This window comes from Arthrobacter nitrophenolicus (assembly GCF_000332815.1).
Classification (GTDB): Bacteria; Actinomycetota; Actinomycetes; order Actinomycetales; family Micrococcaceae; genus Arthrobacter; species Arthrobacter nitrophenolicus.
In genome coordinates this window covers 126,251-142,953 of the sequence record NZ_AOFD01000001.1, presented here as the reverse complement: position 1 = coordinate 142,953, position 16,703 = coordinate 126,251, and the positions used below count along the sequence as shown (strand labels likewise).

General features: G+C 68.5%; 8 protein-coding genes and 2 pseudogenes. All 10 read right to left on the bottom strand.

The window, feature by feature from the left end; all coding sequences use genetic code 11:
* Positions 1-1,077 (bottom strand): serine/threonine-protein kinase (locus G205_RS00580; protein WP_009356300.1); only part of this gene is annotated, 1,077 nt, incomplete at its 3' end.
* On the bottom strand, positions 1,074-1,613 hold the full coding sequence (locus G205_RS22305; protein ID WP_052013970.1) for an FHA domain-containing protein: 540 nt from the start codon (positions 1,611-1,613) through the stop codon (positions 1,074-1,076). The genes G205_RS00580 and G205_RS22305, both read right to left, overlap by 4 nt.
* Positions 1,614-1,777: 164 nt before the next feature.
* Positions 1,778-2,215, bottom strand: coding sequence for a hypothetical protein (locus G205_RS22300; protein ID WP_152419481.1), 438 nt, complete (start codon positions 2,213-2,215; stop codon positions 1,778-1,780).
* Positions 2,212-2,982 carry a hypothetical protein gene (locus tag G205_RS21595; RefSeq protein WP_052013966.1) on the bottom strand — a complete coding sequence of 257 codons (771 nt, stop codon included), beginning with the start codon at positions 2,980-2,982 and terminating at the stop codon, positions 2,212-2,214. Before G205_RS21595 ends, G205_RS22300 begins: the two co-directional genes overlap by 4 nt.
* Positions 2,969-3,925: a PP2C family protein-serine/threonine phosphatase gene (locus tag G205_RS00570; RefSeq protein ID WP_009356299.1), complete on the bottom strand. Its 957-nt coding sequence runs from the start codon at positions 3,923-3,925 to the stop codon at positions 2,969-2,971. Before G205_RS00570 ends, G205_RS21595 begins: the two co-directional genes overlap by 14 nt.
* 139 nt (positions 3,926-4,064) lie before the next feature.
* Positions 4,065-5,198, bottom strand: a complete 1,134-nt coding sequence (locus G205_RS00565; protein WP_235046725.1) for an RDD family protein — start codon at positions 5,196-5,198, stop codon at positions 4,065-4,067.
* A 319-nt stretch (positions 5,199-5,517) separates the two neighbouring features.
* A pseudogene (locus G205_RS00560) lies at positions 5,518-8,087 on the bottom strand (transglutaminase TgpA family protein).
* Positions 8,084-9,406: a DUF58 domain-containing protein gene (locus G205_RS00555; RefSeq protein ID WP_009356298.1), complete on the bottom strand. Its 1,323-nt coding sequence runs from the start codon at positions 9,404-9,406 to the stop codon at positions 8,084-8,086. The pseudogene G205_RS00560 and the gene G205_RS00555 overlap by 4 nt, the downstream one beginning before the upstream one ends.
* A 58-nt stretch (positions 9,407-9,464) precedes the next feature.
* Positions 9,465-10,436 (bottom strand): AAA family ATPase, encoded by a 972-nt coding sequence (locus G205_RS00550; protein ID WP_009356297.1) that lies wholly within the window; start codon positions 10,434-10,436, stop codon positions 9,465-9,467.
* A gap of 78 nt (positions 10,437-10,514) precedes the next feature.
* Positions 10,515-16,623, bottom strand: a pseudogene (locus G205_RS00545) (Ig-like domain-containing protein).
* Between the last annotated feature and the right edge of the window lie 80 nt (positions 16,624-16,703).

The window sequence follows — 16,703 nt, the reverse complement described above, 5'->3', positions numbered from 1 at the left end:
GGAGCGAGTCCCGGCGTCGGTGGAAAACTGCTGCCGGGCAGCGGTGGCGGCAGAATCGGGGGCCGGTCCGGCGGAAGCGGGCTGGGGCCGGGTGCGTGCCGGGAAGGTGGGCGCGCTGCCCGTCCGTTCCGGGTCGATGGCGGCGATGCTGCGGACCCGCGTCTCCTCGACGCCTTCGTCCGGGTGGCTGTCCTCGTGGTGCGGCTCCTCGAGTACCTCGAAGGGAGTCACGGACAGGTTCAGCTCGGCCTGGATGCGCTGCAGGGCCAGGGCGAACGCGTGTGCGGACGAGTAGCGGGACTGTGGCGACTTGGCCATGGCCGTGGCGAGGGCAAGCTCCAGCGATTCCGGAACATCGGCCCGACCAAGGCGGGGCAGGGGTGTGTTGCTGATCCTGTTGATCAGTTCCCGCTGGGAGTTGTCCGCCCCGGGCAGCACGAAGGGCGACCGGCCGGCCAGGAGCGTGTACAGCGTGGCGCCCAGGGCCCAGACGTCCACCATCACCCCGTCCACGCTGCCGTCCCTGAACTGCTCCGGCGGGGACCACGGGATGGACATGCCCGAATCGTCGTCGGAATCCCCGGCCAGGGTGCCCGAGATGCCGAAGTCGGTGAGCGCGGGCCGGTTGTAGTCCGTCACCAGGATATTGGCGGGCTTGATGTCGCGGTGCGCGATGCCGGCGCGGTGGGCTGTCTCGACGGCGGATGCCACCTGGATGCCGACGGCCAGGACCTCGTCCACGCTGAACCGCTGCCGCCGGTAGCGGACGTCCAGGCTGGGCCGGGAGCAATACTCCATGGCCAGGTAGGAGTGCCCGTCATCGGTCACTTCCGCCTCGAAGATGGTGACGATGTAGGGGTGCGAGGACAGCTGGGCCATCAGGTTGGCCTCGGACTCGAAGCGGCGGCGCGCGCCTTCGGTCTTCAGGTCCGAGACGAGCACCTTGACGGCGACCTTCCGGCGGGGCCGGTCCTGCTCGTAGAGGTAGACGTCGGAAAACCCGCCGGAGCCGAGCAGGCTGATGTACGTGAACCCCGGGATGCGGGGCGGCGGCGCTACAGGCCGTTTGGAACTCAAGGAATCTCCTCAAAACGCAACGAGATGTTGTCGCCGAGCTCGGCGATGTCGCCGTCCAGCAGGATGGCCATCTCGTTCTGGGCAAGGCGCCGCGGCGGCTGGCCCTCCCGGACCAGGACGGTGCCGTTGGTCGCCTTCAGGTCGCAGAGCATGACGTGCCAGCCCTCCAGGCGGACCTCCACGTGGGAACGGGAGATGTCGCCGCCGGGGCTTGCCACCTGGACCAGGCGGGGCATGACGCCGCCCTGCACCCGGGACACCGACGGCTGGCGGCCGATCACCAGGGACTGGTCCAGGTCCAGCAATTCGCCGGTGGACATCCGGACACGGCCGAGCCGGGGACGCGCCACCTGCACGGCATCCGGCAGCAGCACCGCACCGCAGGCCGAGCACTGGGCGCGGGTGGGCGGATTCGCGTGGCCGTGGCCGCACACCCGGGCCAGCACCATGGGACCGTCCGGCTCCTTACCATCGGCATCCTCCACCGGCATGGCCGGCGCAGGACTGGACGCCGTGCCGGCGAGGCTGCTCTTCATGACTGTCTGGCCGTCGTGGTCGCCGTCGAAGCCGGCCCCGGCGGCTTGCGGGGCATCCCCGGCCGGTGCAGGTGCGGGCGATGGCGGGACTGCCCCGAAAACGGGCTCCGGCGCAGGCGGCGCAGCAGAACCGGCGTGCGGGGTCCGCCACGGTACGGAGTCGATCAGGACCCCGCCTGGACGGGAGGAACAGGGGCGGGCTGGACAGTTGCAGGCTGGGGTGGAGCAGGATGGGACGGTTCGGGCTGTGCCGGTGCAGGTGCCTGTGCGGAACCGGCCGCCGCAGCAGGCTCCGCAGGGTCAGTCCCGGCGGTTTCCAAGGAAGGACGGCCGGCGGCCGGCTCCAGAGCAGGGGCAGGGGCGGGTCCGTTCCCGGCGTGTTCCTCCTCCGGGTCCTCCCGCACGGCGGCATCCTCGATGTTCCGCACCACGGTGCGCTCCCACAGGTGGTCGTAGGAACTGGTGTGGTCGGTGGCAGGCGCGGACGCCGGCATTCCCCCTGGTTCCTGGCCGGATTCCGGCCCTTCCAGGGGGTCCGACTCATCGTCAATCACGCCAAGGACCGTTTCCGACGACACCCCCTGGTCCGGAAGGATTGTCACATCGGGATCGATGGGGTCAGGGTCGACGGGGTCAAGGTTGATGGGTTCAGGGTTGATGGACCAGTGTCAGCCGGTTCAGGGTCAGCCTGCTCAGGGTCGACGGCGGCCGGGGCGGGTTCGTCAGTGACAACCGGCTCGGCGGCTACCGGCTCAGTGGCGGCAGGTTCTTCAACAACCGGCTCACTGGCGGCAGATTCTTCGACAACCGGTTCGGCGGCGGCGGGCGCGGGAACATCCTCGATAATCTGCCGCACATCCGCGTTGCCGTCCGGGTCCACCACAAGGGCCGCCGCGGAGGTCCCGGTGGCGAGGGCCGGCTGGTCCGCCCCCAGCCCCAGGCTCAGCGACTGCAGCAGGACCACACCTTCGCGCAGCGGGAGTTCAGGCAGGCCGGCGGCCCCGGCACCGGGAATGGTGAGGGTGCAGGGTCCCGGCAGCGCGAAGCGGCGCTCGGTCCAGGTGGTGACATCGCGCCCGTCGAGTTCCACCGGCCCCTGCGGCTGGCTGACGGTGAGGTCCAGCCCGCCGCGGAGGAAGACCCGCAGGGACCCTTTGAAGTCCAGGATCCCGAAGGAGGGGATGCTGGCCAGTGAACCGCCCGAGCTGCTGGTGACGGCGTGGAGCACTTCGTGGACCTCGGGACCGTCCGCCAGCAGGTCCCAGAGGGCCCCGGCGAGGGCAGGCGGGGTGTCCGGGCCAAGGAGGACAGCGGTGCCGGAACGGACAACGCCGAACCAGGAGCCCGGGATGTAGCTAGTGCCGGCCATCGTGGCGTTCCCCTCCTTCATTGGCGTCCTGTCCTTCACCGAGGTTTGTGGCAGGCGCGGTGTGCGTGGCCGGCGCGGTGTCCGTCCGGGGTGCCTGGCCCCGCGGGAGTGTCACCTCGTCCTCTGCCGCCGCGTCGTGCCGGGGCGCGGTGGTGGCGGCACCGGCGTCGTTCAGGACGTTCCGGGCGTCCACCACGATCACCGTGACGTTGTCCCGGCCGCCGTTGCGCAGGGCTGCCTGGATGAGGGCATCCACCGCATCCTGGGGCTGGCCTGCGGTGCTGAGGATGCGGTGGATGTGTTCGTCGCCCAGTTCGGAGGTGAGCCCGTCGGAGCAGACGAGGATCCGGTCCCCCTCCTCGACAGGAAGGAGCCAGTAGTCGGCCTCGGTCTCGTCGCCTGTGCCCAGGGCGCGGGTGACCACGTGGCGGCGCGGGTGGACAGTGGCCTGCTGGGGCGTGATCTCCCCCGCGTCCACCAGTTCCTGGACCTCGGAGTGGTCAACGCTGATCTGCTCGAAGCGGCCCTGGCTGAGCCGGTACGTCCGCGAGTCCCCGATATTCATCACCAGCCAGTACGGCACACCCATCTGCTCCACGACGACGGCACCTGTCAGGGTGGTGCCGGCACGGGCGCCGGTGGCTTCGCGGATGGAGAGGTCGGCGTGGACCAGGTATTGCTGGAGGACCGCGGCAGTGGCCGTCCGCTCGCCGGTGGTCAGCTGGGGCATGGCGGCCAGGGCACGCACGCAGATGCCGCTGGCGATCTCGCCGGCTTCATGGCCGCCCATTCCGTCCGCCACGGCGAAAACGGGGTCGGAGGCGATGTAGGAATCCTCGTTCAGCTCCCTGCGGAGTCCCCGGTCCGTCCCGTAACCGACGGTTAGGGTAAGGCCCTGTCCCGGTTGCATGGTTGAGGAATCGCTGGCGGGCTGTTGGTTCATGCCTGTCCTAGGTAAAAGGTTCGGTCTCCAAAATGGACGCTGGAGCCGGGGGTAACAAAGCTGGGGACGCCCGGCACCAGTGCCGTGCGGTGTCCGTCGGGGGTGGTCACGGCGCTGCCGTTCGTTGAATTCCGGTCCGTCACCCAGATCCCGGCTCCGTCCGTGAGCAGGTGCAGGTGTGTCTTGGAAATGGAGCGGCCGGGGTCGTCGACGGCGAGCAGCTGGGCGTGCTGTTCCCCCGCCTGGCCCACGGGGTTGCGGCCCACCAGGACGCTGCGGTCCAGCTGGAAGTCACGGCCGTCGTCGAGCCGGATCCGAAGGACCGCCACGGGCGCGGGGCCGGAGGCGCCGGGGCGCACCTGGTGCGTTCGACGTCGTCGTCGAAGGAGGGCGGCACCTGGCCCTCGGCGGGCGGCGCGAAGGATGCCGGGGTGGTGTACGGCATGGTCTGCGAGGGCAGCGTCTGGAAAGGCGGAGCCTGGGCCGGCGTCGGAGTTTGTGTCGCCACAGTCTGCGGAGGCGGAGCCTGTGCCGGCAGCGACTGCGGAGGCAGTCCCGGACCGGAATCGCGCTGGGCCTGCAGCGGCGCCTGCGCATTGATGATCTTGGGGGTCGCGGCACCCGCAACCGGGGAAAGCACCGGCTGCACGGGCGGCAGGTCCAGCGGCGCGAAACTGTAGGGGCCCTGGATGCCGCCGGTGGTGATGGGGTCGCGGCCTGCCTTCACGTCAAAGGCAAGTGTCTTGGCCGCGGCGTCATGCCAGCCCCGCAGCCCGCCGTTCTTGTCCCAGCTGTTCGAGACCACCACTGTCACGGCCCAGCCGGCGCCCGCAAGCAGCAGCGGCCCGAGGATGAAGAGGGCAGCGCCGAACCATTGGAAGACCACCACCAGGATGGCCGCGAGGACCGCCAGGAGGATGCCCGCCCCAGTGATGAGGCCGCGCAGGAAGACAGCACCCGCACCGGGTGCGTAGCCGTCGTTATCAGCGCTGCGGATGCCCATCAGCAGGTTTCCCGGCGTTTTCCCGGTCCGGGCCTCCAGGCCCATGACCACCAGCAGGTAGGCCAGGGTCAGCGCCAGCCCGATGCCGCCGAACAACACCAGCGACGCCGTGTCGTAGGTGATGAAGCCGCCGCTGCGGGTACGGGTGATGCCGGCGAAACCGACGGCGAACGTCACCACCAGGACGACCAGCGGCGGGAGCCAGTCGATGACGGCGGCGCCAAGCCGCTTGCCCGCCGTGGCAGGAACCAGCTGAAGGTTTGTTGCCATTCCCGTTCCTCCCCCTGGAGCGGCCCCCACCTGCCCGGTGGAACCGCCGGCGCTCCCCAGCCCCGTGCCCGCGATGCCCGCGGCCTGCTGTGCCGGGGGCGTTTGTACTACCGGGATAGTACCGGGAATCGCCGGCACATGCGCGGCGGGCAGCCCGGTCCTGGGGTCGATGGCCCCGCTGGAACCGTTGGCCCCTCCATGGTCCTGGTTGTGGAGGCTGCGCGCCGCACGGTTGGGAAGGGGCGCCCCGCAGGCGGTGCAGAACGCCGCCCCGGTGCGGACTGTTTGCTGGCAGCGCGGGCAACGCACGGATCGGAGGTCACTGCTGCTTGGGTCCTTGTGTTGGAGGGATGTCTGTCGGGGACGGGCCTGTTGGGGGTGCTGCGGTGTCAGGCTGGTCCGGTCCGTTGCCGGCGGCGGACGGGCGGCGCCCCGGCAGCTTCAGGGCGGGCAGTGCCAGCCGGGTGCCGCGCAGGCTCAGGAGAGTCCGGGCGTCAGCGAGGAGCGACCGCGGCGAGAACCGTGCCTGCTGCCGCCGCCAGAATCCAACGGTGGCAGTCATTTCCTTCAGCGAGCCGTCCACGATGGTCCAGTATTCCCTGACTTCTTCCTCCGTAGGCTGGCCCGCACCGAAGATCGAGGCGTCCGCGCGCCGTGCGAGCATAGCGGTGGTCCCTTTGCTGGCCGGGAACGCCTCGGCGAGCACGGCCGCGCTCTCGCGGCGGGTGGAGCGGGTATCGACGGCGGCGCCCATGTCGGTGGCAAGGCTCACCACCTCGCTCCATCCTCCGCCCACCCGCTGGGCGGGGTGGCCGTCGCGGAAGCGCGCTTTCCGCCGTCGTGATTTCAGCAGGGCGATCAGCAGCAGCGGCAGCGCCAGGATGGACAGCGGAATCAGGGCAACGCCCAGCGCTCCCAGGAGGGCGCCCCAGAACAGCCACGGGTTGTTCTTCTTCTGGTCTGCGTCCAGGGCGTCGGGCGAGGAGTCCGGCGGCAGGTCGGCCGGCTCCTGCGGCGGGGGTGGCGGCTGCAGGACCTGCGGCTTGGGCTTGGACTTGTTCTCCGGGTCCGGCGGAATGGGAACGTTGTCCTTGGGCGGAGTGGGATCGAAGCTGACCCAGCCCACGCGTTCAAAGGCCACTTCCACCCAGGCGTGGACGTTCTTGCCGGTGATCTTGACTTCGCCGGCGCCGTTTTCCGGGCTGGTGGGATCCGGGTAGAAGCCCATCACCACGCGGGACGGAATGCCCAGGTGGCGGAGCATCAGGGACATGGCAACGGCGTACTGCTCATCGTCGCCGAGCATCTGCTTGGCGGTCAGCAGGTTCCGGATCCGGGCCGAACCGTGGCCCGAGACGCTGGGCAGCTGCCCTTCGCTGACCAGGCCGTTGCTGAAGGCACCGGTCTTCTGGAAGTGGGCTTCGATCTGGCGGACCCGGTCGATGGCCGTGGGCGCGTCCGCGGACAGGTCGTTCGCCTGGGACGCGACCACCGGGGGGACCTCGAGGGCGTCGGGCATGGACATTTTGGCAAAGTCGTACTGCGTCAACTGCCCGTGTTCCAGCTTGACGGGGTCGGACACCTGGACACTGTAGGAATCGCCCCGGGTCAGGCCGTTGGTGGTGACTGCGGTGTCCGTGCCGGAGTTGAAGTACAGTCCGGACGCGGCCGCCGAGGCGCCCTCGTCGAAGCTCAGGCCGGTGGTTTTCCGGCCGCCGGGGACAAAGAAGCCCTGGTAGTCCTCGATAGTGATGTCGATCGCGTAGTCCCTGGTGGGAACGGTGCCGGAGGTGTCCGCAAGGGTATTGATGGACTCGGTGTCGCCCACCTTGCTGAAGTTGCCGGAGCCGTTGGGATCCATGGTGTAGTTGGTGCCGTTGAAGGCGTCCAGTGCACCCAGACGTACCCTGCCGTCGCGCGGCAGGCCCTTGACCACGAAGAGCGTGTCGTCCTTCTTGTCCTTGACGTAGGTCCGGAAGCTCGCCAGCGGCGTGATGTAGTCCTTGGGGTCGAACGGCGGCACCACAACGTTGCGGAGCACTTTCCGTTCATTGCCGGCGGATACCAGCGGCGCGGACAGGGCGGTGACGGCGACGCTGACGGCGATGACGCCAGCGGCCATGCCGAGCCGGCGGATCCTGGCGCGCCGGGTGGCGGAGGAATCGGCCTGCGGGTTGTTGACCGCAACCCTGCGGGTGCTGTTCCGCCGCAGGGCGTCCCGCCGGAAGGTTGCCCAGCGATGCCGAGGACCGTGAGGCCGATGCCGCGCTCGAGGGTGAGGAAGGCGGCGTTGGTGCTGAACGCGATGCCGGTGACGAAGAGGACCAGGACGGGCAGGAGCGGAAAGTAGGGGCTCCGAACCCGCCAGGTCAGGACCGCAGCCACGAGGGCGGTGATCAGCGAACTGAGGAAGGGGACGATGAGCACCCCGCCGGCAGTTCCCACCGGAACGCCGACCGTGAGCATGTCCTTCCAGGCGAAAACGATGCCCAACAGCAGGATCCGCAGCGAATCCAGGGTGGGAACGAATCCGGCGATGGCGGAGTCGGGGACGGCCAGCAGCGTACCGAAGATGAGGTACGCCCCAAGGGCCAGGGCCGTGGTGATCAGCAGCCCGAGCCGCAGGTGTGCGTTGGCAGCGCCGATGGCCAGGCCCAGGACGATGCCGCCAAAGCCCGACAGCAGGTAGTAGGGGTCGCCGCCGAAGCTGAGCCCGAAACCGAGCAGGCCCAGCCCGAGCAGGACGGTGAGCGCGCCGGCGTCGAGCACGAAATGCCAGCGCGGCTGGCCGTCGGCGAAGGCGGACTCCTCCCGGGTGGGCGCCGCCGCGCGGCGGGATGTCCTGCGGGGCCCGTGGGTTGGAGAGGTTCTGCCCGGTGCGGAGCTCATGCTGCCGCCTTTCTCAGCACGATGGCGAGGTCGGCCAGGTCGCCAAGCGTCAGCACGGTCAGGTCCGCGATGTTGGCCCTGCTGGGAGCGGCGCCTGCTTCCACCCGGACGGCGAGGCTGCGCACGCCGGGCGGAACGGATACGGCGGCGGAGCGGAGCTGCGTGGCGGTCACGTTGCTGCCCACCACGAAGAACGTCACGGAGGCATTGGGCACGGTGTCGGCGAGGGTCCTTGCGAGGTCGACGGCGGTGCGGCGCATGGGTGCGCCCACGATCCTGGTCATGTCGTCCAGCATGTTGCGGCCCGTTTCGCAGCGGAGGGGGCCTTTTTGGGTGATGATGTCCAGCTCCCGCTGTTCCCGGATGGCCTGGCGGCCGATGGAGGCGGCCGCGGAGATAGCCATTTCGAACTCGGTTTCGGAGGCGTATTCGTCCGTGTTGATGGACAGCGAGATGGCGAGGTGGGCCCGCCTGGTCTCTTCGAACTGGCGCACCATGAGCTTGTTGGTACGGGCCGTGGTCTTCCAGTGGATGTGCCGCCGGTCATCCCCGGGCACGTAGTCGCGCAGGGCATGGAAGGACACATCAGCGCTGGACAGGTCGGTGGTGGGCATGCCCTCGAGGTCGCGGATGAAGCCTGCGGCGGAACCGGCCAGGGCAACCGTGCGCGGATGGACGAAGAGGTCCTCCGGTTCTGTCCACAGGACCTGGCGGCGCAGCAGGTGCAGGGGGTCCGCCCGGACCGACCGCACGGGCCCGACGACGATCACGGCGCGTCGGGCGGTGGGGATGGTGAACAGGTCCTCATGGACCTGCCCGGGCTTCATCCGGGGCAGGTGGAACACGGCGGTGGCATTGCCCACGGGCAGTTCCAGGGCAGCCGGCAGCAGGGGGCGGGCGGAGGTGTTGGACACCGCGATGCTGCCCACGGCGCTGTCCCCTACCGCCACGCGGGTGCGCGCGAGGTCCAGCACAACCCCGTAGGACGAGCGGCCAAGGATGAAGCCGACGGCAACCACGAACATGACGAACGCCGCGATGGCCGCCGCCTTGGCCTCCTGCCAGCCGAAGGCCTGCCCGGTCACCCACAGCAGGACAGCGGCGGCCAGCACGGACCAGCCCAGGATGCTGACCACCGAGAGGACCGGCCAGGCGTATTTCAGCCAGACGCCGCGTGCCGTCCGCCAGGCCGGGGCAAGGGCCAAGGCGGCCGTGCTGCTGGCCTCAGCCCAGACGGCGGAGGGGTGGAGGCGGGCGTTCCTGGCGAAGGGTTGCTTCAGACGCTCCGCGAGCCGGATCAACGGGGTGCCGCTGGACATATGTGTGCCTTCGTTATGTTGCGCTGTTTAAGGGTGCTGCGGGACGGGCCGGCGCCGGTCAGGCGTTGGTGCGCTGCTGCGGCGCGGCGACGTCTGCGAGGATCCGGGTGAGGACCGCCTCGGCCGTGGCGCCGGAGAACTCCGCCTCCGGGTCCATGACGAAGCGGTGGGTCCACACCACCGGGGCCAGTTCCTTGATGTCGTCCGGAAGGACGAAGTTCCTGCCCTGGGATGCGGCCCAGACCTTGGCTGCACGCACCATGGCGAGCGCTCCGCGCACCGAGACGCCCAGCCGGGTTTCGGGCGCGCTGCGGGTTTCCTCGCAGAGCCGGGAGATGTATTCCAGGACGGCCGTGTCCACATGCGCGGTGGCGGCGAGGTCGGCCATGTCGGCGACGGCCTGGGTGGTGATCACTGCCGGCAGTTCCTTGGACCGGTCCTTGACATTGGACCCGGCCAGCAACCGCACGGTGGACGCGTGGTCCGGGTAGCCGATGGAGGTTTTGATCAGGAAGCGGTCCAGCTGGGCCTCGGGGAGGCGGTAGGTTCCCGCCTGCTCAATGGGGTTTTGCGTCGCCATCACCATGAACGGCCGCCCGGCCGAGTAGGTGACGCCGTCCACGGTGACCCGGGATTCCTCCATGACCTCCAGGAGCGCGGACTGGGTTTTGGGCGAGGCGCGGTTGATTTCGTCGGCGAGGACGATGTTGTTGAAGATCGGGCCCTTGTGGAACTCGAATTTCTGCGTCTTCTGGTCGTAGATGGTCACGCCGGTGACGTCCGAGGGCAGCAGGTCGGGGGTGAACTGGATGCGGTTGTTCGAGCCCTGCACGGTGGCGGCGAGGGCGCGGGCGAGGGAGGTCTTGCCCGTGCCGGGGGCGTCCTCGAACAGGACATGGCCCTCGGCGAGCATCGCCGTGAACGTCAGCCTGATGACGTGCTCCTTGCCGAGGACGGCCTGGCCCACGTTGGCAACGAGTTTTTCGAACGTGTCGGCAAACCAGGCGGCCTGCTCGGTGGTCATGGTCATGGGTGGCTCTTCCTCTTCCTGGATTCAAGGTCTTTTGCGGGGCCGGTCCGGCCCCGCTGCTGTGGTGGCGGCGCCGGACTAGCGGTTGGGCATCCCGGCAGGCGGGTTGCAGCCGAGGCTGGAGGTATCGCAGCGGATCCAGTTGCCGGCCGCCATGCCGGAGGTCAGGTGGTACCAGATGCCGCTGGGGTTGTTCGAGGTCTTGTACCAGACCTGGTAGCGGTCGGTCGTGGAGGCGGCACCGGCATCAAGCCATTTGCCCTCACCGGTGCACTGGGACGGGTTGCCTGCCACGTAGCTGTCCGTTCCCTTGCGGGGTTCGGTGCAGCTGCGGACCGGGGTGGCCGTGATATTCCACGAGGTTGGCGGCGGCGGTGTGGGGTCGGCGCCGGACCTGGATGTCACTGGTCCGCCAATGGCACCGTTCACAATGGTCACCGCGCGCACGCGGAGCTGGCGGGCCTGGTCCCAGCCGCCGGCGGAACGGTCGTAGCGGTTCACCTTGCCCACGTTGATCCAGCCTCCTCCCTCGTAGCTGACCTCGTAGTGGCTCAGCGGCCGGCCGTTGGTATTGGGGTCGTTCCAGGTCCAGTGGACCTCGCCGTCGCCCTTGGCTGACGTGCGTCCGTCGATATTGGGGGCGTTCGCCGGTCCGTAGGGGTTGCCGGCGCCAATGGCCTTGGCGTCGCCGGACATGCTGTTCTTGGTGGACGTGGCGATGATGGTGACCGTGATGTCCCTGCCGTTGGTCAGGCCGCCGATGGTTCCTCCCCCGGCATTGATTGGCCCGCTCCTGCCGTCGGCGTTGTAGGAGTAGGTGATTTCGGCCGGGGTTGAACCGTTGCGCTGGGCATCCGTCAGAGGAGTGAAGGTTACTTCCAGCTGTCCGCTGGTACCCGTGGCCTTCACGGTTCCGCTATTAACCTGGCCGGGTTTACCCGCAGCCCGCACAGCCGGCGACGGCGCGCTGGTTCCGCTGGTGCCGGCCTTGTTCGTGGCTGAGACCGTGAAGGTGTAGTTGGTCTCCGAGTTGTCCACCGTGACGTTCTGCATGGTGTCCGCCACCTGCTGGGTGGCCACCACGGCACCGCCGCGGAGCGTGGTCAGGGTGTACGCGGAGACTGCGTCACCGTTGTTGTTGGGCGCCGTCCAGGAAACCCGCATCTGGCTTTGGCTGCCTACCGGCTGGACCTGCACGGCGGTGGGTGCCGCGGGGGTGGCCGGCACCCCGCCGGCACCTCGGCTGCCGAATAGGGGCTCCATTCGGATGGTTCCTTGGCGTCGTTGCGGGCCAGGACCCGGACCTTGTAGGAAACGCCGTTCTGCAGGCCCTTCCAGACGTAGCTCACGGCGGTCAGGTTCTGGACCTGGGCGTTCTGGCCGGCGGGCGGTGGTGAAATCTCCAGGTCATAGGACTTGACCGGCGAGCCCTTGCTGGCAGGTGCCGTCCAGTTGATGGACAGCTCCTTGTCGCCGAACTTCAGCTGCGGCGCGAGCGGAGTATCCGGCTTGACGTCCGGGCGGACCTCCGCGGAGGCCGGTGAACGGTCCGATTCGCCGAACTCGTTGGTGGCCGTGACCTGGAAGTGGTACTTCGTGTTGTTGGTCAGGCCGTTGAGCGTGCAGGTGTTGGCGGGACAGTCCTGCTGGAAGCCGCCCTCGCCGTACACCGTGTACTTCGTGATAGCCGAGCCACGGTCTGCAGGTGCCGTCCAGGTCAGGAGCGCGGTCTGGTCCCCCACGCTTTGTGCCTGTGGCGTTGCGGGGGCCTGTGGCTTGTCCTTCACCGTGAGCCGGACCCGTGCCGTAGCCTGCCGGGACGTATCCCCCGTCTTGTCCGCCACCGTGTAGGAGACCACCATGGTTCCGGTGAAGCCCGGGGCGGGGGTCACCACCACGGAATCACCGTTGACGTCCACGTTGCCGCTGCCGGTTTCGGTGCCGGCGGCGATGATCTTCAGCGGCGTTTCCGGGAACGGGTTGGCGTCGTTCGCCAGCACGTTGACCGTGACCGGCTTGCCCGCCGCCGCGTTCGGCTCCAGGTCGTCGTTGGCCACCGGCTTGGGCCGGTTGGAGGCCGTGACTGCGAGCTGGTACGTGGCAGTTGCCTCCAGTCCGCGGGGGTCCCTTGCCTTGACCTGCAGGGCGCCGCTGGTGCCGGTGCCGCTGGAATCGGTTGCGGACACCTTCAATGTCCGGCCCTCGACGCTGGCGTTGAAGCCCGCGGGAGCTCCGCCCACCAGCTCATACTTCATCTTCTCGACGTCGTCCTGGTCAGGATCTGAGGTCAGCTTGCCCAGGTCGGTGCTGGCTGAGTCGCCCTTGGGAACATCCAGGGAAGCGCCCAGGAGCTCGGGCGGGTTGTTGCGGTTGGGGTCGGGCAGCACCTTGGTGCGGATGCTGAGGGTGGACTTCAGGCCCGCCGGGTCGTCCGGTCCGGTGCCGTCCGTGACTTCGAAGGTCAGCGAACCGGGTCCCACGTAATCGGTGCCGGCCGTGTACTTCAGTCCGTCGCCGTCGCCGGTCATGGGGTTGCTGCCGTCGGAGCCGATCAGCTTGATCCTGTCGGCCTGGGTCAGGCGGGGTGAGCGGCCCTCACGGACCTTGACCCATTCGTCCAGGTCCACGTCCACGGACTGTCCGGCGATGACCTCCAGGACTTCGTCCTTGGCCAGGGTGGGCACCTGCTGGCCGAGGCCGGGAACCCAGATGACCGCGGTGGACTGCTGTCCGTCCACGTCCTCGACTGTGTAGGGGATGAGCTGCGGCTGCTCGGTGAGGTCCACGATCATATTGCCGTCGGCACCCGGCCTCGCCGTGGCTGCTCGGTGCTGATCTTCAGGTTCTCGCCCACGCCGTCGGGGTCTTCGTCGTTTTTCAGGACGGGGACGTCGACGGCGGTCTTGCCCATGGTCTGGGCCGAGGTCACCCTGTCGTCGCGGGCGATAGGGGCCTTGAGCGGCACTTCGGGGTCCACCACCACGCGGATGGTTGCCTGGGCGGAGGCGTCCCTGTCATCGGCGATGGTGTAGCGGACGTTGACTGTGCCGGCCTCGCCCGGGGCCATGAGCAGGATCCGGCCGCTCGCCTTGCTGACGCTGGCCTGCAGGGCCGGGTCCGCCTCCATGCCGTCCGTGAGGATCCGGATCAGGTCGCCGTCGGGATCGGTGTCGTTGCCGGTGGCGTCGACGGCGATCTGCCGGCCGGGGCGGACGCGCACCTCGTCGTCGACGGGGGTGGGTTTCTGGTTCACCTCACCGCGGGGTGCGATGCCCACCGTGACCGTTCCGGTGTTGACAGCTCCCTGGCGGTCCACCACCTTGTAGCGGAAGGTGTCGGTTCCGGCGCCGTCACCGGCCGCCGTGAAATCAATGAAGTTGCTGCCCACCGTGGCGGTGCCCATGGCCGGCGTGCTGTCGATGCCCGTGAGCTGGACGGAATCGCCGTCGGGATCGATGCCGTCCAGGGGGACGGGGATGCGCACGGTACCGGATGCCACCACGCGGGCGGTGAGGTTGCGCGGCTGGGGCCGGGTGTTCTCGGCGCCTTCCAGCGGAAGGATGTGGATGGTCACCGCGGCAGCGCTTTTCTGGCCCTGAGGGTCCACGGCGTTGTAGATGGCGCGCACCGTCTTGGGCTGGCTGCCGGCAATGAAGCGCAGGGTATTTTCGGAGACGAAGCTCTTGCCGTCCACGGGGTCCACGCCCTGCGGCAGGACCGGGTCAACGGTGAGTTCCTGGCCTTGCGGGTGGGTGTCGTTGTCCAGCACCGGGATGGTCACCACATCGTTGACGCGGACATTGACCTCGTCCGGTTTGGGCTGCGGAGCCTCCACGACGGCCGGGGCCGGGACGGGGACCACGGACACGCTGCCCGTGGCGGACTTCCTGCCGTTGGACATGGTGTATTCGAAGAGAATGGGGTCCTTGGTGCCGAGGATGTCCGTGATCCGCAGGACGCTGTGGTTGATCACGCTGACCGATGCTGTGGAGTTTTCCGGCAGCTTGACGGACTGCAGCACCAGGACTCCGCCGGAGGGGTCGGAGTCGTTGGCGAGCGGGTCCAGCAGGACGCTGCCGCCCGTGGGCATCAGGGCCACGTCGTGGACTGCCACCGGGTTGCCTGCCTCGTCCCCGGATTCCACGTCCACGCGGATCAGCCCCTGGCTGCTTTGCGGCCCGTTGCTGGCGATGTAGGTCAGGTAGACGGGACCCGGCGTGGTGCTGCGGAAGGTGAAGGTGCCGCCATCGGTGACGGGTCCCAGGTCCGCAGGACCGTTTGCCTCGACCTGGGCGAGCCGGAGGGCACCGCCGTTGGGGTCGACGTCGTTCTTCAACGGGGAAACCACCAGGTCCTGGCCGACGACTGCCGTGACGTGGTCTGCGTTGACCACGGGGGCCAGCGCGCCCGGCGGCTGGACGTTGACGATAACCTTGCCGGTCACCGTTGCCCGGCCGTCCCAGATGGTGACCTCCACCGTCTTCTTGCCGGCGGTGGCGCCCGAGTCCTGGAACGTCAGGAGGCCGTCGCGGCGGACTTTGACCTGGTCCTGGTCGTTGTCTGCCCTGGCGTCCAGGAGGACCAGGTCGTCGCCGTCCGGGTCGATCCAGTCCGTGAGGATGTTCTGGCTGACGGTCTTGCCCTGTTCAACCAGCACGGTGGTGTCGTCGCCGCGCTTGAACTGCGGCGGCTTGTTCTCGTCCGCGCCCACCACGTTGAGGGTGACCTGGCCGCCGGCAGAGAGGCCGCGCCCATCGGAGGCGTTGTAGTTGAACGTCTCAGTGCCGGGCCTGGCGTCAGCAGGCACCGAGATCTGGAACGCGGTGCCGCCGTAGATGTTTTCGAGGGTGCCCGCCTGCGGGCCGGAGTCGGACAGGGCCGCGGTAAGCACGTCGCCGTCGGGGTCCGAATCGTTGTCCAGGACGCTGAGGATGGTGGTGCGTCCGGGACGCACGCCGACGGCGTCGGGCTTGGTTTCCGGCGGACGGTTCGGCTTGGTGCGGTCCGGCAGGACGTTGATGGTGTTGTTGTCCGCGGACTCCTGGTCCTGTTCGTCGGACTCGTTCTTGGGCGGGACGACGTCGTCCCAGTTGTTGACCAGCTGCATGTTCTGGTTGACCAGCCACACGTTGCCGGAGTTCACGTCGTTGAGGACCACCAGGTCCCGGTTCACCCGGAACACGTACGACGGCGACGCACTGGCCTTGGGCACGTCCACGTTCTTGTCATCACCGTCGTTGAGGCAGTCGCGCACGTATTTGTTCGCGCCCGACCACGCTGCATGCACGCACCCGCCCAACTGGACGGGGGCAGCCGGCACGCCCTCGCCGTCGAACGTCACCGTCTTCGCGGTGCCGCCGTCCAGCGGCTGCTTCAACAAGGCCTTCTGGGTGGCAACGGCAACAAAATCACTGCCCGGGCCCGTCTGCTGCAGCTTCGCATCCCGTGCGTTGTCCAGCTGCAGCCGCTTACCGCCCGGCAGGAACAGGCTCCCCGCCGCCGCATCCAACAGCACCGGCCGGTCCCCCACCACCGTGATCTGCAGGTCCCCCGCGCCCTTCAGGGCATCCCAGGTCTCGGACTCGGACGACGTGACAGCCCCGTTCGCGTCCACTCCGGTGACCGTCACCGTGCCGGCCTCCGGGTCCGCAGAATAGATCCGGTCATCGGCACCCACCGCGGACACCGTGCCCTCCGAACCCACCAGCACAGGCTCGGACGCTTCCTCATCAAATCCGTTGATCGTGGACGGCGATACCGCCCACACCTTGCCCGACGCCGCATCCGTCACGGAAATGACTTCGGAACCAAAACTCACATCCGCGGCCCCCGGCAACTGCTTGTCCCCGCCCAGGCGCATGTTTGCCGGCGAGACCTGGTTCAGCGTCGAACCCGTCTCATCATCAACAAACACATCCCCGGCATCCTGGAGAATGTCGAACGTCGTCGACGCCGGCGTCACCGCACCGTCCAAGACCCGCGACGGATAATTCAACCGCCCCACCGCGTTCTTGGACTTCGACACCACCCAGACGCCGCCGTCGTTCAACTCCACCTCGGTGGTCTTGAACCCCGGATAGAGCACGGCACCGGTCACCACGACGGCCACGGCGGCACCAAAAGCGGTACCGTTGACGATCTTCTTGTGGCGCCGTTTGAGCCCAAGTTTCCCCAGCAGACTTGTCACAGCGTAAATTCCCTCAGATTGTTGCGGTGGCCCCAGGCCAGACACATGGAAAGCCGGTATTGGGCTCTCCGTTCCCGCGC